Below are 17862 nucleotides of genomic sequence, written 5' to 3' on the forward strand. Positions count from 1 at the left end.
TCGAAGAGGGCCTTGGCCTTCAATTCTTTTGATCATTCCGGGCGGGCGTTTTTTCGTGCTTTTGAGTTCGTTTACCGTTTCCTCATACGGAATTCTCCCGGCGCACACTCGGAGTGACCGGCGGTCAGGGCGGACCGCTGCCGTTCAGCCAGAACGCCCCGTACACGGCCGACCCCGCGGCCACGGCCCCCACCAGCAGCGCCGCCCCCCGCGTACGCAGCCGGGCGAGGGGCTGGGCGAGCGGCAGGAGCAGCGGGAAAGCGGGGAGCAGCAGCCGCGGTTTCGAGCCGAAGTAGCTCGACGCGCACAGGGCCAGCGCGGTGACGACTCCCGCGTACACCAGGAGCGGCAGCGGCTGGCGTTGCCGTACGCACACGACGTACAGCCGGACCACCAGGCCGACGCCGACCAGCAGCCCGACCCCGGCGAGGGCCGAGGGGAACGAGGTGAACTTCTCGGCGACGAACCGGGCGAAGGCGTAACCGCCGTCGAAGCCGTTGCGCCAGCCCGCCTGGACGTCCAGATAGCCCAGCGGGCCCCTGCCGGTGCGGTGGCCGACCCACAGGACGTACCCGGCCGCGCCGAGCGGGGCGAGCAGCATGCCGACGACGAGACGCACCGGGGTGCCGGGGGCCCGGACCGGGGCGTCCGCGTCCGGCAACCGGCCCGGACCGCGGTCCCGTACGAACGCGGCGACGCCCGCCGCCCACACCGCCGCGACCACGGCCAGCCCGACCGGACGGGTCAGCCCGGCCAGCAGCGCCAGGGCGCCCGCAGTGAGCCAGCGGCCGGTCAGGAGCGCGTACAGCGACCAGGCGGCCAGCGCGGTGAACAGCGACTCGCTGTACGCCATCGACTGCACGATCCCGACGGGCAGCACGGCCCACAGCAGAACCGCGCACACCCCGACGCGACGGCCGTACACATGGTCCGCCACCGCGAAGATCCCCCAGGCCGCCGCGAGCGAGGCGAGCAGGCTGACGGCGAAGCCGCCGTCGGCGTACGACAGCGGCGAGACCTCCGCCACCAGCCGCTCCAGCCAGGGCAGCAGCGGGAAGAACGCGAGGTTGGAGTGCACGTCCCCGTTGGGCAGGCGCACCTCATAGCCGTAGCCGAGTTCGGCGACCCGGGTGTACCAGAGCGCGTCCCAGCGTGCGGTCAGCAGGGTGTACGCGTCCTTGCCGCGCGCCGCGCTCCACAGGGTCAGGGCGAGCAGGCCGAGAGCGCGCACGGCCACGTACCCGAGGAGCGCCGGGGCCGCCCGGCGCAGCGTCTCGGAACGGGCCGGGGCCACACGCATCGCAAGATCGGTCACGGGCCCGATTATCGGCCCGGCGCCGGCCGGAGGGTCGGCCGGACCGCGAACCGCAGGGGATGAGAGTGGCATACGCCACAGTTGTCCGCCGGACGTGTGAGAGGTCCGCCACTCGGCACCGCCGGGAACTCGCGTACCCTGACGAGTCACTCGCCCATTTCGTTGCGCGGGCCGGAGACCACCGCTCCTCTCCGGCCGGGTCACGGGGAGTCCCCACCCCGTGTGACCGCCGAGAGCGAGGGAACATCTGGGAGGTACGTACATGTCCGGGACGACCACGGCTGCCGCTGCGCTGCGCCGTAGGGCGGCCGGGGCCGGTGCCAACCGCTGGGTCGTGCTCGTCGTCCTCTGCGTCAGCCTGCTGCTCGTCGCGGTCGACGCGACCGTCCTGCACGTGGCGGTGCCCGCCGTCACCGAGGACCTCAGGCCCGGCGCGATAGAACTGCTCTGGATCGTCGACATCTACCCGCTGGTGTGCGCCTCGCTGCTGATCCTCTTCGGCACGCTCGGCGACCGGGTGGGCCGCAGACGGGTCCTGCTCCTCGGCTACGGCCTCTTCGGCCTCGCCTCCGGCCTCGCGGCCCTCGCGCACGACCCCCAGGTGCTGATCCTGGCCCGCGCCCTGCTCGGCGTCGGCGGCGCGATGATCATGCCCGCGACCCTGTCCATCCTGCGCCAGGTCTTCCCCGACCGGCGCGAGCGTGCCCTCGCGATCGGCATCTGGAGCGCCGTCGCCGCGGTGGGCGCGGCGGTCGGGCCGCTGATCGGCGGATTCCTCCTGGAGCACTTCTGGTGGGGCTCGGTCTTCCTCGTCAACATCCCGCTGATGCTGATCAGCCTTCCGGTGGGACGCCTGCTGCTGCCCGAGTCGAAGGGGGACGGCAAGGGGCCCTGGGACGTGGTCGGGGCGCTGCTGGCGGCGGCCGGGCTGTTCGGTGTGGTGCTGGGCGTGAAGCGGCTCGGCGGCGGGGAGACCGTGGTGAGCCTGCTCACACTGGCACCGTTGGTGATCGGCGTGACGCTGCTGGTCCTGTTCGTGCGGCGGCAGCGGCGCCGGGCGTATCCGCTGGTGGACCTCAAGATGTTCGCGCGACCGGCGTTCAGTACGTCCGTCGGGTGCATCGTGCTGGCGATGCTCGCGCTGGTCGGGCTGGAACTGATCGCGGCGCAGTATCTCCAGCTCGTGCTGGGCCTTTCGCCGCTGGAGACGGGACTGCGGCTGCTGCCGCTGACCTTCGCCGCCATGGCGGCCGGGCTGGCGGGGGCGCGGATGCTGCGCCGATTCGGCCCCCGGCGCATGGTGTGCCTCGGGTTCTGCCTGACGGCCGGCGCGGTGGTGCTGCTGACGGCGATGGGCCGCGCGGACAACTGCGCGCTGATGGTGTCCGGGTTCGTACTGCTCGGCTTCGGCCTGGAGACGACGCTCTTCGGCGCCTACGAGTCGATGCTGAGCGAGGCCCCGGCTGAGCAGGCCGGTGGGGCGGCGGCGATCGGTGAGACCTCGTACCAGCTGGGGGCCGGGATCGGGATCGCCCTGCTGGGCAGCGTGATGAACGCGGCGTACGCCCCTGGGCTCACGGGCGTCCCGGGCGTGCCGGCGTCGGCGTCCACGGCGGCCTCGCACTCGCTGGGGGAGGCCTACGAGGTCGCCGCTCAGCTGGGCGGGCCGGCCGGCGCCGCCCTGCGGCACGCCGCTCGGGACTCGTTCGTGCACGGACTGCATGTGACGTTGCTGGTGAGCGCCGGATTGCTGCTGCTGGGGGCGGCCATGGCGCTGCGGTTGCCGCGGGTGATGCAGTGCGAGGCGCCCGCGGTGGAACTGCCCAAGCCGAGGGAAGTCGCCGAGTCCCGCGTCTCCGCCTGACCGACACGGCGGGCCGCCGGGCCCGTACTGGACGCGCGGGACACCGCGTCGTAGCGTCTGGCCCGAGAGCCGTGACTAGCGCCGCTAGTTTTAGTCGTTGCTGGAGGGTGTCCCATGTCCGCGTCCGCGAAGTTGCCCCCGTTCGACCCGGCCGACCCGCTCGGTATCGACGACCTCCTTGAGCCCGAGGACCTCGCCGTCCGGGGCACCGTGCGGCAGTGGGCGGCGGATCGGGTGCTGCCGCATGTCGCCGAGTGGTACGAGAAGGGCGAGCTGCCGGGGATCCGGGAACTCGCCAGGGAACTGGGAGAGATCGGCGCCCTCGGGATGTCGCTCAGCGGGTACGGGTGCGCCGGGGCCTCCGCCGTGCAGTACGGGCTCGCCTGTCTGGAGCTGGAGGCCGCCGACTCCGGGATCCGGTCGCTCGTCTCCGTGCAGGGGTCCCTCGCGATGTACGCCATCCACCGGTTCGGGAGCGAGGAGCAGCGGCAGCGGTGGCTGCCCCGCATGGCGTCCGGTGAGGTCATCGGGTGCTTCGGGCTGACCGAGCCCGACCACGGGTCCGACCCGGCTTCCATGCGGACGTACGCGAAGAAGGACGGCTCCGACTGGGTGCTCAACGGGCGCAAGATGTGGATCACGAACGGCTCCGTCGCCGGGGTCGCCGTCGTGTGGGCGCAGACCGAGGAGGGGATCCGCGGGTTCGTCGTGCCGGCCGACAGCGCCGGGTTCTTTGCACCGGAGATCAAGCACAAGCTGTCCCTGCGCGCCTCCGTCACGAGTGAGCTTGTCATGGACGACGTACGACTGCCCGCCGATGCCGTGCTGCCCGAGGTCGTCGGGCTCAAGGGGCCGCTCAGCTGTCTGTCGCACGCCCGGTACGGGATCGTGTGGGGCGCCATGGGCGCGGCGCGGTCCTGCTTCGAGGCCGCTGTCGACTACGCGAAGTCACGGGAGCAGTTCGGCCGGCCGATCGGTGGCTTCCAGCTCACCCAGGCCAAGCTCGCCGACATGGCGCTCGAACTGCACAAGGGGATTCTGCTCGCCCATCATCTGGGGCGGCGTATGGACGCCGGCCGCCTGCGTCCCGAGCAGGTCAGCTTCGGCAAGCTCAACAACGTCCGCGAGGCCATCGACATCTGCCGTACGTCCCGGACGATCCTCGGTGCCAACGGGATCTCGCTCGAATACCCCGTGATGCGGCACGCGACCAACCTCGAATCGGTGCTCACCTACGAGGGCACCGTCGAGATGCACCAGCTCGTGCTGGGCAAGGCGCTCACCGGGCTCGACGCCTTCCGCTGAACCCCACCAGGGGGCAGGGCCGGTGAGCGGCCCTGCCTCAGCTCTGGTTGTAGAAGCCGTCCGAGCGGTGGGCGGCCGACTCCCCGTTGATGATCTCGGTGTCGGCCGGAGTCAGCAGGAACACCCGGTTGGACACGCGGTCGATCGAGCCGCGCAGACCGAAGATGAGTCCCGCCGCGAAGTCGACGACCCGCTTGGCGTCGCCGGGCTCCATGGCCGTGAGGTTCATGATGACCGGGACGCCGTCCCGGAACAGCTCGCCGATGGCGCGGGCGTCCCGGAAGCTGTCCGGGGTGACCGTGCCGATGCGGCGGCCCTTCTCCTCGGCGACATCCGTGGCCACCTTGACCCGCGGGTCGGTGACCCAGGCATCCCCGGGCTCGGTCCCCTCGGAGTAGTCGTCGTCGTAGTAACGCTCGTCATCGTTGTCGTCAACGAGGCCCAGCCAGGCACTCGCCTTGCGCACCGATCCCATGGACGCCTCCTCTCACAGCGGTCTCTCTTACATTCCGCATCCCTATGGTCATCCATGATGCGGACGTCGCGCCAAGTGGATAGACGCCGCGCGGGGGGTTTGTGACGGTACTGGTGCACAGCGAATCCGTCGAGAGCCCGTGTCCCCCAAGGGGCGTGCCACAAACGGCTGCTGACTGTGAGTGAAATATGATTCTTCACGGCGTACGGGTGATGCGGGGTGCGTACGGGTGAACGGCGCGGCCGCCGCGATCGGTGCTCCGCTGGGTACGATGCGGCAGTTCAGCGCCGCAGTGCGCCGTCGGGACCTCGGGGGGACGTCATGTTCGGAATGGTCAGGCCGTGCCGTCATCGGCTGGGAGAAAAGTTCACCGGTCAGTGGATGGCGCATCTGTGCGGGCTGTGCCTCGCGTTGCGCGGGGACCACGGCCAGTTCGCGCGGATCGTGACGAACTATGACGGTCTCCTCATTTCTGTTCTGACAGAAGCTCAGGCGGAGAAGAACAGTGAACTGCGGCGTACGGCCGGACCGTGCCCGCTGCGCGGGATGCGTACCGCGTCCGTCGCGCAGGGTGAGGGAGCGCGGCTCGCCGCCGCCGTCTCGCTGGTACTCGCCTCTGCCAAGGTGCGGGACCACGTGGCCGACGGCGACGGACTGCTGGCCCGCAGGCCGGTGGCGCTCGCCGCGCGCCGGGTGGCCGCGGGATGGGGCGCCGCCGGTGCCCGTTCCGGCTCGGCCGTGGGCTTCGACACCGCCGTGCTCGTCGACGCCGTGGACCGGCAGATCGGCATCGAGGCGCTCGCCGGGCTGGGCACGCCGATCCTCGGCGTCACCGAACCGACCGAGACGGCGACCGCCGCCGCCTTCGCGCACACCGCGGTCCTGGCCGGACGGCCGCACAACGCCGGGCCGCTGGCCGAGGCCGGGCGCCTCTTCGGGCGGTTGGCACACCTGCTGGACGCCGTGGAGGACAGGGCGGCTGACGCCGAGTCGGGTGCGTGGAACCCGCTGACGGCCACGGGGACTTCGCTCGCCGAGGCGCGGCGCCTCGCCGACGACGCCGTGCACGGGGTGCGGCTCGCGCTGCGTGAAGTGGAGTTCACGGACGCGGGGCTCGCGCATCTGCTTCTGGTGCACGAGTTGCGGCGCTCGGTGGACCGGGCGTTCGGCACGGTGCCGGTGTGCGCCTCCCACCAGCCCGGTCCCTATGGGCAGCCGCCACAGCACGGGCACGGGCAGGGGCAGGGGCCCTATGGGGTGCCGCCGCAGAATCCGTATGCCGGTGGGAATCCCTACGGGGGCCAGAGCGCGTACGCCGGTGGTGGGGGAGCGCCCGGTGGCGGTGGGGGAGCGTACGGCGGTGGGGGTGGTGGCGGCTTCGGGGGGTTCGGCGGTGGAGCGGCGCCTCAGCCCCCGAGGGGGCGGCGTGGGTTCTGGGCCGGCTGCGGGATGTTCTGGCTGCTGTGCTGCACCTGCCAGTTGTGCTGTGCGAAGGAGTACGAGGGCCCGTGGTCCCGCAAGAAGCGCGAGGGCTGCTGCCGGGACTGCGACGGCTGCGACTGCTGTCCCTGCGACGGCTGCTAGGCGTGCGCCGCGATCGCGGGTGCGGTGGCTGCGGGGTGCGGTGGCTGCCGGGTGCGGCTGTTGCTGGGGCGGTCGGGAGCGGTTCGGCCGAGTCGGGTCGGGCCGGGGGCGGTCGGCCATGGCGGGGCAGGCGACTTCCGGTCACTGCCGGGATTCAGGTGGCCGACGGTGCCCGTCGGGCTTTCCGGGTCGTCCGGGGCGGCCTGGCTGACCGGGTGATGTGAAGGAGCGTCGACCGTGGGGCCGGTGCGTCAAGCGGCGGGGGGCGGAGCGGACTTGGGCTCGCCGCCGCCGCACGCCGGGGGCAAAGGCCGTCAACTTTCGTAGATCATTCAATGGTTGACGGCCGAAAGGTGCTCTTGCGCCTACCGGTCGTTCGGCCGAATACTCCCCCTCAGCGCTTGTCAGGGGCACGGCGTGTTCGGAATCCGGATACGTGACCCTCTGGCTGCGCCTCACGGGCCCCGACCCCACGCGGGCCCCCGACTTCCCTTGGAGGGAACGAAAAGTGAGGATCAAGCGCACCACCCCCCGTAGCGGCATTGCGAGACGGACCCGGCTGATCGCCGTATCCACCGGCCTCGCGGCCGCAGCCGCGATCGCGATCCCCCACGCGAGCGCCGCGGAGACTCCCACCACCTTCAGTGCCGCCCAGCTCAAGAGCGCCAGCGGCTCGGTGCTGAAGGCCGACATCCCGGGCACCGCCTGGGCCGTCGACAGCAAGACCAACCGCGTGATGGTGACCGTCGACAGCACGGTCTCCCAGGCGGAGATCGCCAAGATCAAGCAGCAGGCCGGGGCCAACGCCGACGCGCTCACCATCAAGCGCACCCCCGGCAAGTTCAGCAAGTTCATCCAGGGCGGCGACGCCATCTATGCGAGTAGCTGGCGCTGCTCGCTCGGCTTCAACGTCCAGGACAGCAGCGGCAACCAGTACTTCCTGACGGCCGGCCACTGCACGGACGGCGCGGGCACCTGGTACTCCAACTCCGGCCGCACCCAGGTCATCGGCTCGACCGCCGGCTCCAGCTTCCCGGGCAACGACTACGGCATCGTGCGCTACACCGGTTCCGTCAGCCGCCCCGGCACCGCGAACGGTGTGGACATCACCCGCGCGGCAACGCCCAGCGTGGGCACCACCGTCATCCGTGACGGCTCGACCACCGGTACGCGCAGCGGCCGGGTCACCGCCCTCAACGCGACCGTCAACTACGGCGGCGGCGACATCGTCGGCGGCCTGATCCAGACCACCGTCTGCGCCGAGCCCGGCGACTCCGGCGGTTCGCTGTACGGCAGCAACGGCACGGCGTACGGTCTGACCTCCGGTGGCAGCGGCAACTGCACCAGCGGCGGCACGACCTTCTTCCAGCCGGTCACTGAGGCCCTCAGCGCCTACGGCGTCAGCGTCTACTGACCGCCCGGCCGGACATCGGCACAGGTCGCTTGCGCTGATCGCAGTCGACGGCATCCGAGCCCCCGCACGCCAGTCGTGCGGGGGCTCCCGCTTGTCCGGCGGCGGGGTTGCCGTCGGAGTGCCGGTGGTGCCTCCTGCGGTTCGCGGTCTCGCAGATGACGCAGACGTCTCTGCGGTCCCTCACATGAAGCGGTCGATGGCGCAGCAGGCGAAGGCCGATCGGGAGCGGCGGGCACGGCTGGTCAACGCCGATGCCGAGTTCCAGGCCGCGAAGAAGCCGACCGGGGTCGCCCGTCAGTCGCTCGGGTCTCGCTCGGCCTCGCTCGGATTCGGGTCGCTGAGGGGCGATTTCGAGACAGGAGTAGACCTTACGCGTTGCTTATGAGTCGCTCGCTCGGGGTGTTTGCTGCGCGGAAGGAGCCCGGCGTGACTGTGCACGGTCAAGCCGGTCGGGGGGCGCAACCGTGTTCTACGCGCGTCCTGAAGTCGACCTTGTGCGCTCCCCGTTGGCCTAGGAATAGTGAGCGTTGTTCAACCGGCAGGGGCGCGACTTTTGTTGTGTGACGCCCCTGCAGCCGTACGCCTTCCGGTCCGACGAGGTCCCCACAACCTCTCGGGCCGACCCCCCACAGGAGGACGTGAGTTGAAGCACCGACGCATACCCAAGCGGCGTGCAGCCGTGGCAGGTGCGGGTATCGCCGCACTGGTCGCCGCGGGCGTGACCTTGCAGACTGCGAACGCGAGTGAGACGCCGGAGGCGTCCGCGCCGAAGACCCTGTCGGTCGGCGCGGCCGGAAAGCTCGCCTCGACGCTCGCCAAGGACCTCGGCACCGATGCCGCGGGTACCTACTACGACGCTCAGACCAAGAGCCTTGTGGTGAACGTCCTCGACGAGGCCGCGGCCGACGCCGTCGAGGCGGCCGGCGCCAAGGCCAGAGTCGTCGAGAACTCGCTTGCCGAGCTGAAGAGCGCCCGTACGACGCTCAAGCAGGACGCCACCATTCCCGGCACCTCCTGGGTGACGGACCCGACGACCAACAAGGTCGTCGTCACCGCCGACCGCACGGTCTCCAAGGCTGAGTGGGCCAAGCTCGGCAAGGTCGCCGACGAGCTGGGCGCCACGGTCGAACTCCAGCGGACGAAGGGGGAGTTCAAGCCCTTCATCGCGGGTGGTGACGCCATCACCGATGGCAGCGGGCGCTGCTCGCTCGGCTTCAACGTGGTCAAGGGCGGCGAGCCGTTCTTCCTGACCGCCGGGCACTGCACCGAGGGGATCTCGACCTGGTCGGACTCCAACGGCAAGGAGATCGGCACCAACGAGGTGTCCAGCTTCCCCGACAACGACTACGGGCTGGTCAAGTACACGGCCGAGGTCGAGCACCCGAGCGAGGTCAACCTCTACAACGGGTCCACGCAGGCCATCAGCGGGGCCGCGGAGGCGACTGTCGGCATGGCGGTCACTCGCAGCGGGTCGACCACGCAGGTGCACGAGGGCAAGGTCACCGGGCTCGACGCCACCGTGAACTACGGCAACGGTGACATCGTCAACGGGCTGATCCAGACCGACGTGTGCGCGGAGCCCGGGGACAGTGGTGGCTCGCTGTTCTCCGGTGACAAGGCGGTCGGGCTGACCTCGGGTGGCAGTGGTGACTGCACCTCCGGTGGGGAGACGTTCTTCCAGCCGGTGACCGAGGCGCTGTCGGCCACGGGTACCGAGATCGGCTGACCTGGTCGTCGTGGTTCGTGAAGTCCCGCCCTCGTGAGGGGGCGGGACTTTCGTGTGTGGTGCGGGTGCCTGCGGCGCCTGTGCGGGGTGCCTGCGGCGCCTGTGCGGCGCCTGTGCGGGGTGCCTGCGGCGCCTGTGCGGGGCCGTGCGGGCGGTGGGGGTGCGCGTCGGGTCTGTGGGTGGGGCGGGGCCGTACCGGGGGGTGTCCGTCCTCGGACCGGCGGTTGGGGTACGGCCGAGAAGTGCTGTTTCTTGACGCCGGTCACTGCGGGCGGGCACCCCCCGGTACGGCCCCTCACCGCCGTACGCGGCTGCCGGTCGGTGGGGGTGCGGCCCTTTCCGTCGTCGGCGGCTGTCGGTCGTGGGGGTGCGGCCCTTTCCGTCGTCGGCGGCTGTCGGTCGGTGGGCGGCTATGTGTGGCTCGTTCTTCGGGCTCGCCATGACGTTGCCAGGAGGGTGATCGCGATGCCCCCGGCCGCCCATGCGGAGAGGACCAGGAGGGCTGTGGTGGTGTCGTTGCCCTTGAAGTAGGCGATCGAGCGGGTTGTCCAGGTGGCCGCGCCCGGGGGCAGGGCCGGGCCGATGTCTCGCCAGAACGGGGGCAGGAGCGGGGGCGGGAGGGCGCCGCCCGCGCTGGGGTTGCCCAGGATCACCACGATCAGGATGACCAGGCCGATCCCGGCCAGGCCGAAGACGGCCTGGAAGGCCAGCGTGGCCGCGCCCACCGCGAAGATGGTCAGGGCGCCGACGCCCCAGAGGGCGGCGATGCTGCCGGGCAGGGCGCCCAGGATCGGGCCGACGATCAGGGCGCCGCCGAGGCCGCCGACGACGGCCACGAGGGCCATGGCGATGAGGCGGATCGCTGAGCGTCTCGGGGTGGCGCGGCCGGCGCCCGAACTGAGGGTCATGATCGACGCGCAGAGGTAGCCGCCCACGCACCAGCCGACGGTGACGTAGAAGGACGAGAGCCCGTTGGCGTCGTGCCGGTCGGCCGCGGCCACGTCGACGGTGCGGAGGGTGCGGGCCTCGGATCTTTCCAGGGTGGCGACCAGGTTCTCCAGGGTTGTCGCCAGTGCCCGGCCGCCTCCGGTGGCCACCAGGAGGGTGTCCGTGGTGCCGGAGGGGTCGAGGACGAGGGCGCCGTCGATCTCGCGGTCGAGGATCTTGCTTCGGGCGGTCGCCGCGTCGGCCACCGGGCGGGGGTCCAGGGGGTGGCCGGGCAGGGTGCCGAGTCGGGTCACCGCCTGCTGGGCCGCGGCCCGGGGTGCCGCGACGCCGAAGGGTACGTCCCTGGGTTTCGGATCGTGCAGCGCGCCTACATAGGAGGCGACGAAGAGCAGGGCGAGGGCCACCGTGCCGATCACGAGCAGGGTGGCTCGCGGGGTCACCGCGTCCTTCACCTCGGCGAGGAAGGGGGTGCGGGGAGTGTCGGCGCCGGTGGTCTGCGTCATGCCCCCACGGTCCGAGTCCGGGGGTGTTTGTGCAGGTGGGAGGCGGCCGAACGGATGTCGTACGAGTGTTCGATAACGGTCCCGGAATGGTCTATGGTGGAGGTGGGAGAGTTGGGAACTGATGTTCGAGAGTCGGTGTTCGAGGGCCGCTTCTCGGGCTCCTGAGTACGGGAGGTGCGTGTGCCGGGTTTCACGCATCTGCACACCGTCTCCGGGTTCTCCCTGCGGTACGGCGCCTCGCACCCGGAGCGGCTGGCCGAGCGTGCCGCCGAGCGGGGGATGGATGCCCTGGCCCTCACCGATCGGGACTCGCTCGGGGGTGCGGTTCGTTTCGCCAAGGCCTGTGCGGCGGCGGGGGTGCGTCCGTTGTTCGGGGTGGAGCTGGGCGTGGAGGGGTTCGAGTCGCGGAGGGGAGGGGGAGATCCGCGGCGGGAGCGACGGCGGGTGCCGGTGCGTGGGGGCGCCTTTGTCGATGAGTCGATGCCCAGGGTCACCTTCCTGGCCAGGGACGGTGGCCGCGGGTGGGGCGATCTGTGCCGAATCGTTTCGGCTGCGCATGCCGGGGAGGGGGCGCCGCTGCTGCCACGGGGGGACAACCGGGGGGACGGGGTGGTCGTACTGCTCGGGCCCGACTCCGATGTCGGGCGGGCGCTTGCCGCCGGCCGGCCCGATCGGGCGAGCCGGTTGCTGGTGCCGTGGCGGGAGGTCTACGGCGACTCCCTGCGGTTGGAGGCCGTATGGCACGGGCGTCAGGGCACCGGCCCGGGCTCCCTGCGCCTGGCCGCCCGTACCGTCGGCTTCGCCGCCGACCAGGGCGTCCGGCCCGTGCTGAGCAATGCCGTCCGGTACGCCGATCCAGGGCTGGGCCCGGTCGCCGACGTCCTGGACGCCGCACGCCGGCTCGTGCCCGTCGGTGCCGTCGAGGAACTGGACTCCGGTGAGGCCTGGCTCAAGGGCGCGGACGAGATGGCGCGCGTCGCGGAGCGGGTGGTGGAGGCCGCGGGGTTCCGGCGGGACACCGCTCATCGTCTGCTTGAGCAGACCCGGGAGACGGCCGCCGAGTGCCTGGTCGACCCGGAGGACGACCTCGGGATCGGCACCGTCCACTTCCCCGAGCCGTACCTCGTCGGTGCCGGACGGCGCACCGCCCAGCGGGCGCTCGCCTCGCGGGCGGTGGCGGGCATGGTGCTGCGCGGCTACGACGGGCGGCGGGAGTACTGGGAGCGGATGCACCAGGAACTGGACATCATCGCCCACCACGGGTTCGCCTCCTACTTCCTGACGGTCGCCCAAGTGGTCGATGACGTCAGGAAGATGGGTATTCGAGTGGCCGCGCGTGGCTCCGGCGCCGGATCGCTGGTGAACCACCTGCTCGGTATCGCGCACGCCGATCCCGTGGAGCACGGGCTGCTGATGGAGCGCTTCCTGTCCAAGCGCCGGCTGGTGCTGCCCGACATCGACATCGACGTGGAGTCCGCGCGCCGGCTGGAGGTCTACCGCGCGATCATCGACCGGTTCGGCAGGGAGCGGGTCGCCACCGTCTCGATGCCGGAGACCTATCGGGTGCGGCACGCGATCCGGGACGTGGGCGCCGCCCTGTCCATGGACCCGGCCGACATCGACCGCATCGCCAAGTCCTTCCCGCACATCCGGGCGCGCGACGCCCGCGCGGCGCTGGACGAACTGCCCGAGCTGCGCCGGCTGGCCGGGGAGCGGGAGCGGTACGGCAGGCTGTGGGAGCTGGTGGAGGCTCTCGACGCCCTTCCGCGCGGCATCGCCATGCATCCGTGCGGGGTGCTGCTCTCCGACGCCTCGCTGCTCGCCCGTACGCCCGTCATGCCGACCAGCGGCGAGGGCTTTCCCATGTCGCAGTTCGACAAGGACGACGTCGAGGACCTCGGGCTGCTCAAGCTCGACGTGCTGGGCGTGCGGATGCAGTCGGCGATGGCGCACGCCGTGACGGAGGTGGAGCGGGCCACGGGGGAGCGGATCGACCTGGACGCGCTCGACTTCGAGCGGGGGGACGGCGACCCGGCGACGTACGGGCTCATCCGGTCCACCGAGACCCTGGGCTGCTTCCAGATCGAGTCGCCGGGGCAGCGGGACCTGGTCGGGCGGCTCCAGCCGGCCACCTTTCACGATCTCGTCGTCGACATCTCGCTCTTCCGGCCCGGGCCGGTCGCCGCCGACATGGTGCGGCCGTTCATCGAGGCGCGGCACGGACGGGCGCCCGTCCGCTATCCGCACAGGGATCTGGAGGGGCCGCTGCGGGAGACGTACGGGGTCGTCGTCTTCCACGAGCAGATCATCGACATCGTGCACATCATGACCGGCTGTGGGCGGGACGAGGCCGACCGGGTGCGGCGGGGGTTGTCCGACCTTGAGTCGCAAGGGCGGATCCGGGTGTGGTTCGCGCAGCACGCGGCGGCCAAGGGCTATGACGCGGAGACGATTCAGCGGACCTGGGAGATCGTCGAGGCCTTCGGGTCGTACGGCTTCTGCAAGGCGCACGCGGTCGCCTTCGCCGTGCCGACCTACCAGTCGGCCTGGCTGAAGGCCCATCACCCGGCCGCCTTCTACGCGGGTCTGCTCACCCATGACCCGGGGATGTATCCCAAGCGGCTGCTGCTGGCGGACGCGCGGCGGCGTGGGGTGCCGATCCTGCCGCTGGACGTGAACGCGTCGGGAGTCACCCACCGTATCGAACTGGTGTCTGAATCGAGGGGATCCAGGGGGACTTGGGGACTGCGGCTCGCCCTCTCCGACGTGCACGGCATCAGCGAGGCCGAGGCGGCACGGATCGCGGACGGGCAGCCGTATGCCTCGCTGCTCGACTTCTGGGAGCGGGCGCGGCCGAGTCGGCCGGTCGCGCAAAGGCTCGCGCAGGTCGGTGCGCTGGACTCCTTCGGGGCCAACCGGCGTGATCTGCAACTGCACCTGACCGAGCTGCACCGGGGCGCCCGCGGGGGTGGCGGGGGACAGCTCCCGCTGGCGGGCGGGCGCAAGACGGCTGCGGCCGGGCTGCCCGACCTCACCTCGGCGGAGCGGCTCAGCGCCGAGCTGGGTGTGCTGTCCATGGACGCCTCGCGCAACCTCATGGACGATCACCAGGACTTCCTGGGCGAGTTGGGCGTGGTCAGCGCCCGTCGGCTGCGCGATGCCCGGCACGGGGAGAGCGTGCTGGTCGCGGGCGCCAAGGCGGCCACCCAGACGCCGCCGATCCGCTCCGGCAAGCGGGTCATCTTCAGCACGCTGGACGACGGCACGGGCCTGGTCGACCTCGCCTTCTTCGACGACTCGCACGACGCCTGCGCCCACACCGTCTTCCACTCCTGGCTGCTGCTGGTGCGGGGAGTCGTGCAGCGGCGTGGTCCGCGCAGCTTGAGCGTGGTGGGTTCCGCCGCCTGGAACCTCGCGGAACTGCTGGACGTGCGCCGGGAGGAAGGGCTGGAGGGCGTCGCGGCCCGGCTGGCCGGCGGCGGCGATGGCGGTTTTGGTGACGGTTCCGGCGACGACGGTGAGGGAGCGGCGCGTCGTCGGCTGGCCGGCTCGGACGGGGCGCCCGCCCCGGCCGGATCGGCGGCCCGGGATCCGATGGAGCAGCGGACGATCCGTATGCCCACGGGGTACGAGATGCACCCCTGGGCCGATCTGCGCCCCGCGGGCGAAGGGCCCGCGGGAGGAAGAAAGTTGTGGCACCAGAGCCCGGGGAGTGCGGGATGACCATCCTCTGCGTACGTTTCCAGTTGCCGCCGACGGACGAGGCGGCCCTGCCGGGGCTGCTCGGACTGCTGGAGGACTTCACGCCGGTCGTGCAGGCGCTGCCGCCGGACGGGGCGTTGGCCGATCTGCGGGGCGCCGAGCGGTACTTCGGGCGCGACGCGGTCGAGCTGGCGTCGGTGATCAGGGTGCGCGCCCTCGCCCACCACGGCGTCGACTGCGTGATCGGCGCCGGTCCGGGGCCGATGCTGGCCCGTGTGGCGCTGGGGGACGCGCAGCCCGGGGTGACGTGTGCCGTGCCGGAGGGCGCCGTCGCGGAGTTCCTCGCCGGCAAGCCCGTCGCCGCACTGCCCGGCGTGGGTGCCGCGACCGCCCGCACCCTGTGCGAGTACGGTCTCGACACCCTCGGCCTGGTCGCCGCCGCGCCCCTGTCCACGCTCCAGCGCCTGGTCGGCGCGAAGGCAGGCCGCGAGCTGCACGAGAAGGCGGGCGGCATCGACCGCGGCCGGGTCGTCCCGGACGGCGTGGCGCGCTCGCTCGCCACCGAACGCCCCTTCACCCGCGACGAGCTGGACCCCGGCCGGCACCGCCGCGCCCTGCTCTCGGCCGCCGAGGAGCTGGGCGCCCGGCTGCGCGCCCTGGACAAGATCTGCCGCACCCTGACCCTCACCGTCCGCTACGCCGACCGCTCCTCGACCACCCGCAGCCGTACGCTGAAGGAGCCGACGGCCCACTCGGCGGCGCTGACCAGGGCGGCCTACGACATGTACGACGCCCTCGGCCTCCAGCGCGCCCGCGTCCGCGCCCTCGCCCTGCGCGCCGAGGGGCTCGACCCCGCCGAACGGGCCTCCTATCAGCTCACCTTCGACCCGCTCGACGAGAAGGCCCGCCGCATCGAGGAGGTCGCCGACCGCGCGCGGGCGAAGTTCGGGCCGCGTGCGGTGATGCCGGGGGCGCTGGCCGCATGATCGCGCCGGAAGCGGTCAGTTGGCCCAGGGCGGGGTGATGCGCGTGCCGTCGGCCAGCTCCGCCTCCAGGCCGATGGACGTGGTGACCCAGGTGATCGCCATCCGGTCGGCCGGGTTCTCGACGGTCAGGGTGGCGCCGGGGTTGATGATCAGTGTGTCGCCCGCCGTGATCCGGTCCGTGCGGTCGTCGAGCGTGATCAGCAGTTCGCCGTCGAGCAGGTGCAGGACCTCCTCCCGGTTGACGGTGTGGGCGGGTGCCTTCGTCCCCGCCGGAATCTCGCCGCGCCAGGCGCACAGCTCCTCGGAACCGGTGCGGGGAGTGGCGTACGAGATGAAACGAGCGCCGTGGATCTCGTGGGTGACGGCGTCGGAAGCGCGGATCACGGGCATGGTGCCTCCCTCGACAGATGGTCAAGCAACTTGACTATATGGCCCTATGGTCAAGCTGCTTGACCGATTCGTCAAGGGTGTTTCAATGCCTGCGTGCAGAACTCCGATGCCCTGGCCCTGTCCGCCACCCTGCTCGCCGTCGCCGGTGAGCTCACCCAGCGCATCCACGACGGCGTGGTCGCCCGTGGCTTCGAAGGGCTGAGGCCCGCGCACGGTTTCGCGTTCGCGCGGCTCGCCCCGGACGGCGCTACGGTCACCGACCTCGCCGTGCATCTCGGCGTGACCAAGCAGGCGGCCAGTCAGCTCGTCGACGAGATCGTGCGCAAGGGATACGCCGAGCGCCGGACGCATCCGGGGGACGCGCGTGCCCGGCTGGTCGTGCTGACCGAGCGAGGCTGGGCCTGCACCCGTGCGGCCGAGGAGGCGGCGGCCGATGCCGTCGCGGGGTGGGTGGACGTGCTCGGTGAGGGTGAAGTGCGTTCACTGCTCGACCGGTTGGCGCGTGTGGCGCCCAACGGTCCCATCCGGCCCTCCTGGTGACGGAGGGTCAGGTATCGCGGTCCGGTCTCCGGTCGCCGCTCACTACCACTGAAAGTTTTTACTGACGCGTAACTTCACACGTCTACTACTCGCCCGTAACTTGACGAGTGAACAGCATCCTTCGTGATCCGGATCACAGGGCGTACGGCCGTCGAACCCTCCCCTGAGCCGCAAGGAGATCACCCGATGCTGCCCTGGAAACGACTGCTCAGACCCCTGGCCGCGCTCCTGCTGACCGCAGCGGTCGCCCTCGTCCCCACCGCCACCACCGCCCACGCGGCCGAAACCACGGCCACCTCGGACCACGGCTGGAACGACTACTCCTGCAAGCCGTCGGCCGCCCATCCCCGCCCCGTCGTCCTCGTGCACGGCACCTTCGCCAACTCGGTCGACAACTGGCTCGGCCTCGCGCCCTATCTGACGAACCGCGGCTACTGCGTCTTCTCCCTCGACTACGGCCAGCTGCCCGGCGTCCCCTTCTTCCACGCCCTCGGGCCCATCGACAAGTCGGCCGAGCAACTGTCCGCCTACGTCGACAAGGTGCTCGCCGCGACCGGCGCCGCCGAGGCCGACCTCGTAGGGCACTCGCAGGGCGGCATGATGCCCCGCTACTACCTCAAGTTCCTCGGCGGTGCCGCCAAGGTGAACGCCCTCGTCGGTATCGCGCCCAACAACCACGGCACCACCCTCGGCGGACTCACGCACCTGCTGCCGTACTTCCCCGGCGCCGAGGACCTGCTCACCACCGCCACGCCCGCCCTCGCCCAGCAGGTCGTCGGCTCGGAGTTCATGACCAGGCTCAACGAGGGCGGCGACACCGTGCCCGGCGTCCGCTACACGGTCATCGCCACCAAGTACGACGAGGTGGTCACGCCGTACCGGACCCAGTTCCTGACCGGACCCGGCGTGAAGAACGTCCTGATCCAGGACCTGTGCGCGATCGACCTGTCCGAGCACGCGCTGCTGGGCCTGACCGACCGGATCGCCTTCCACGAGGTGGCCAACGCGCTCGACCCGGCCCGTGCCACTCCCACCACCTGCGCCTCTGCCATAGGTTGAGCGCGTGGCCGCGTGAGCCGGTGTGCACGGGACCCGTGCGGCCGGAACACG

General features: G+C 71.4%; 13 protein-coding genes and 1 pseudogene. 10 read left to right on the forward strand and 4 right to left on the reverse strand.

What is annotated here, in order from left to right; all coding sequences use genetic code 11:
• Window positions 1–124 precede the first annotated feature (124 nt).
• Window positions 125–1315: a mannosyltransferase family protein gene (locus tag ACWCPI_RS32150; RefSeq protein ID WP_451041467.1), complete on the reverse strand. Its 1191-nt coding sequence runs from the start codon at window positions 1313–1315 to the stop codon at window positions 125–127.
• Window positions 1316–1577: 262 nt separating this feature from the next.
• Here ACWCPI_RS32150 and ACWCPI_RS32155 point away from each other — a divergent pair, with 262 nt between their 5' ends.
• Window positions 1578–3179: an MFS transporter gene (locus ACWCPI_RS32155; protein WP_451041468.1), complete on the forward strand. Its 1602-nt coding sequence runs from the start codon at window positions 1578–1580 to the stop codon at window positions 3177–3179.
• A 114-nt stretch (window positions 3180–3293) separates the two neighbouring features.
• Window positions 3294–4484, forward strand: coding sequence for an acyl-CoA dehydrogenase family protein (locus ACWCPI_RS32160; protein WP_451041469.1), 1191 nt, complete (start codon window positions 3294–3296; stop codon window positions 4482–4484).
• Window positions 4485–4521: 37 nt separating this feature from the next.
• Here ACWCPI_RS32160 and ACWCPI_RS32165 read toward each other — a convergent pair whose 3' ends face one another.
• Window positions 4522–4959, reverse strand: a complete 438-nt coding sequence (locus ACWCPI_RS32165; RefSeq protein ID WP_451041470.1) for a cell division protein SepF — start codon at window positions 4957–4959, stop codon at window positions 4522–4524.
• Between the two features lie 321 nt (window positions 4960–5280).
• Between ACWCPI_RS32165 and ACWCPI_RS32170 the strand changes: the two genes are divergently transcribed.
• From ACWCPI_RS32170 to ACWCPI_RS32185, 4 genes and pseudogenes are all read left to right on the forward strand, one after another.
• Window positions 5281–6543, forward strand: coding sequence for a DUF5685 family protein (locus ACWCPI_RS32170; RefSeq protein WP_451041471.1), 1263 nt, complete (start codon window positions 5281–5283; stop codon window positions 6541–6543).
• Between the two features lie 508 nt (window positions 6544–7051).
• On the forward strand, window positions 7052–7957 hold the full coding sequence (locus tag ACWCPI_RS32175; RefSeq protein WP_451041472.1) for a S1 family peptidase: 906 nt from the start codon (window positions 7052–7054) through the stop codon (window positions 7955–7957).
• A gap of 163 nt (window positions 7958–8120) precedes the next feature.
• A pseudogene (locus ACWCPI_RS32180) lies at window positions 8121–8282 on the forward strand (slipin family protein); the annotation flags it as partial.
• A gap of 318 nt (window positions 8283–8600) precedes the next feature.
• Window positions 8601–9683, forward strand: coding sequence for a S1 family peptidase (locus ACWCPI_RS32185; RefSeq protein ID WP_451041473.1), 1083 nt, complete (start codon window positions 8601–8603; stop codon window positions 9681–9683).
• Window positions 9684–10093: 410 nt separating this feature from the next.
• On the opposite strand, the gene ACWCPI_RS32190 is transcribed toward ACWCPI_RS32185, so the two are convergent.
• Window positions 10094–11134 carry a DUF3533 domain-containing protein gene (locus ACWCPI_RS32190; protein WP_451041474.1) on the reverse strand — a complete coding sequence of 347 codons (1041 nt, stop codon included), beginning with the start codon at window positions 11132–11134 and terminating at the stop codon, window positions 10094–10096.
• Window positions 11135–11314: 180 nt separating this feature from the next.
• Between ACWCPI_RS32190 and ACWCPI_RS32195 the strand changes: the two genes are divergently transcribed.
• Together ACWCPI_RS32195 and ACWCPI_RS32200 are read left to right on the forward strand one after the other, a co-directional pair.
• Window positions 11315–14857 carry a DNA polymerase III subunit alpha gene (locus ACWCPI_RS32195; RefSeq protein WP_451041475.1) on the forward strand — a complete coding sequence of 1181 codons (3543 nt, stop codon included), beginning with the start codon at window positions 11315–11317 and terminating at the stop codon, window positions 14855–14857.
• Complete coding sequence (locus ACWCPI_RS32200) at window positions 14854–15822, forward strand: DNA polymerase Y family protein (protein WP_451041476.1); 969 nt, start codon at window positions 14854–14856, stop codon at window positions 15820–15822. Before ACWCPI_RS32195 ends, ACWCPI_RS32200 begins: the two co-directional genes overlap by 4 nt.
• 15 nt (window positions 15823–15837) lie before the next feature.
• Here ACWCPI_RS32200 and ACWCPI_RS32205 read toward each other — a convergent pair whose 3' ends face one another.
• Complete coding sequence (locus ACWCPI_RS32205; protein WP_451041477.1) at window positions 15838–16212, reverse strand: cupin domain-containing protein; 375 nt, start codon at window positions 16210–16212, stop codon at window positions 15838–15840.
• 93 nt (window positions 16213–16305) lie between these two features.
• Here ACWCPI_RS32205 and ACWCPI_RS32210 point away from each other — a divergent pair, with 93 nt between their 5' ends.
• Window positions 16306–16752 (forward strand): MarR family winged helix-turn-helix transcriptional regulator, encoded by a 447-nt coding sequence (locus ACWCPI_RS32210; RefSeq protein WP_451041478.1) that lies wholly within the window; start codon window positions 16306–16308, stop codon window positions 16750–16752.
• Window positions 16753–16938: 186 nt separating this feature from the next.
• Complete coding sequence (locus ACWCPI_RS32215; protein ID WP_451041479.1) at window positions 16939–17811, forward strand: esterase/lipase family protein; 873 nt, start codon at window positions 16939–16941, stop codon at window positions 17809–17811.
• The last annotated feature ends 51 nt before the right edge of the window (window positions 17812–17862 follow it).

The sequence above is a fragment of the Streptomyces sp. NPDC001920 genome (assembly GCF_053594495.1).

Coding starts and splice junctions, on each gene's coding strand:
- ACWCPI_RS32200 (WP_451041476.1), top strand. CDS start 14,854: ATGACCATCCTCTGCGTACGTTTCCAGTTGCCGCCGACGGACGAGGCG.
- ACWCPI_RS32160 (WP_451041469.1), top strand. CDS start 3,294: ATGTCCGCGTCCGCGAAGTTGCCCCCGTTCGACCCGGCCGACCCGCTC.
- ACWCPI_RS32205 (WP_451041477.1), bottom strand. CDS start 16,212: ATGCCCGTGATCCGCGCTTCCGACGCCGTCACCCACGAGATCCACGGC.
- ACWCPI_RS32215 (WP_451041479.1), top strand. CDS start 16,939: ATGCTGCCCTGGAAACGACTGCTCAGACCCCTGGCCGCGCTCCTGCTG.
- ACWCPI_RS32155 (WP_451041468.1), top strand. CDS start 1,578: ATGTCCGGGACGACCACGGCTGCCGCTGCGCTGCGCCGTAGGGCGGCC.
- ACWCPI_RS32170 (WP_451041471.1), top strand. CDS start 5,281: ATGTTCGGAATGGTCAGGCCGTGCCGTCATCGGCTGGGAGAAAAGTTC.
- ACWCPI_RS32190 (WP_451041474.1), bottom strand. CDS start 11,134: ATGACGCAGACCACCGGCGCCGACACTCCCCGCACCCCCTTCCTCGCC.
- ACWCPI_RS32165 (WP_451041470.1), bottom strand. CDS start 4,959: ATGGGATCGGTGCGCAAGGCGAGTGCCTGGCTGGGCCTCGTTGACGAC.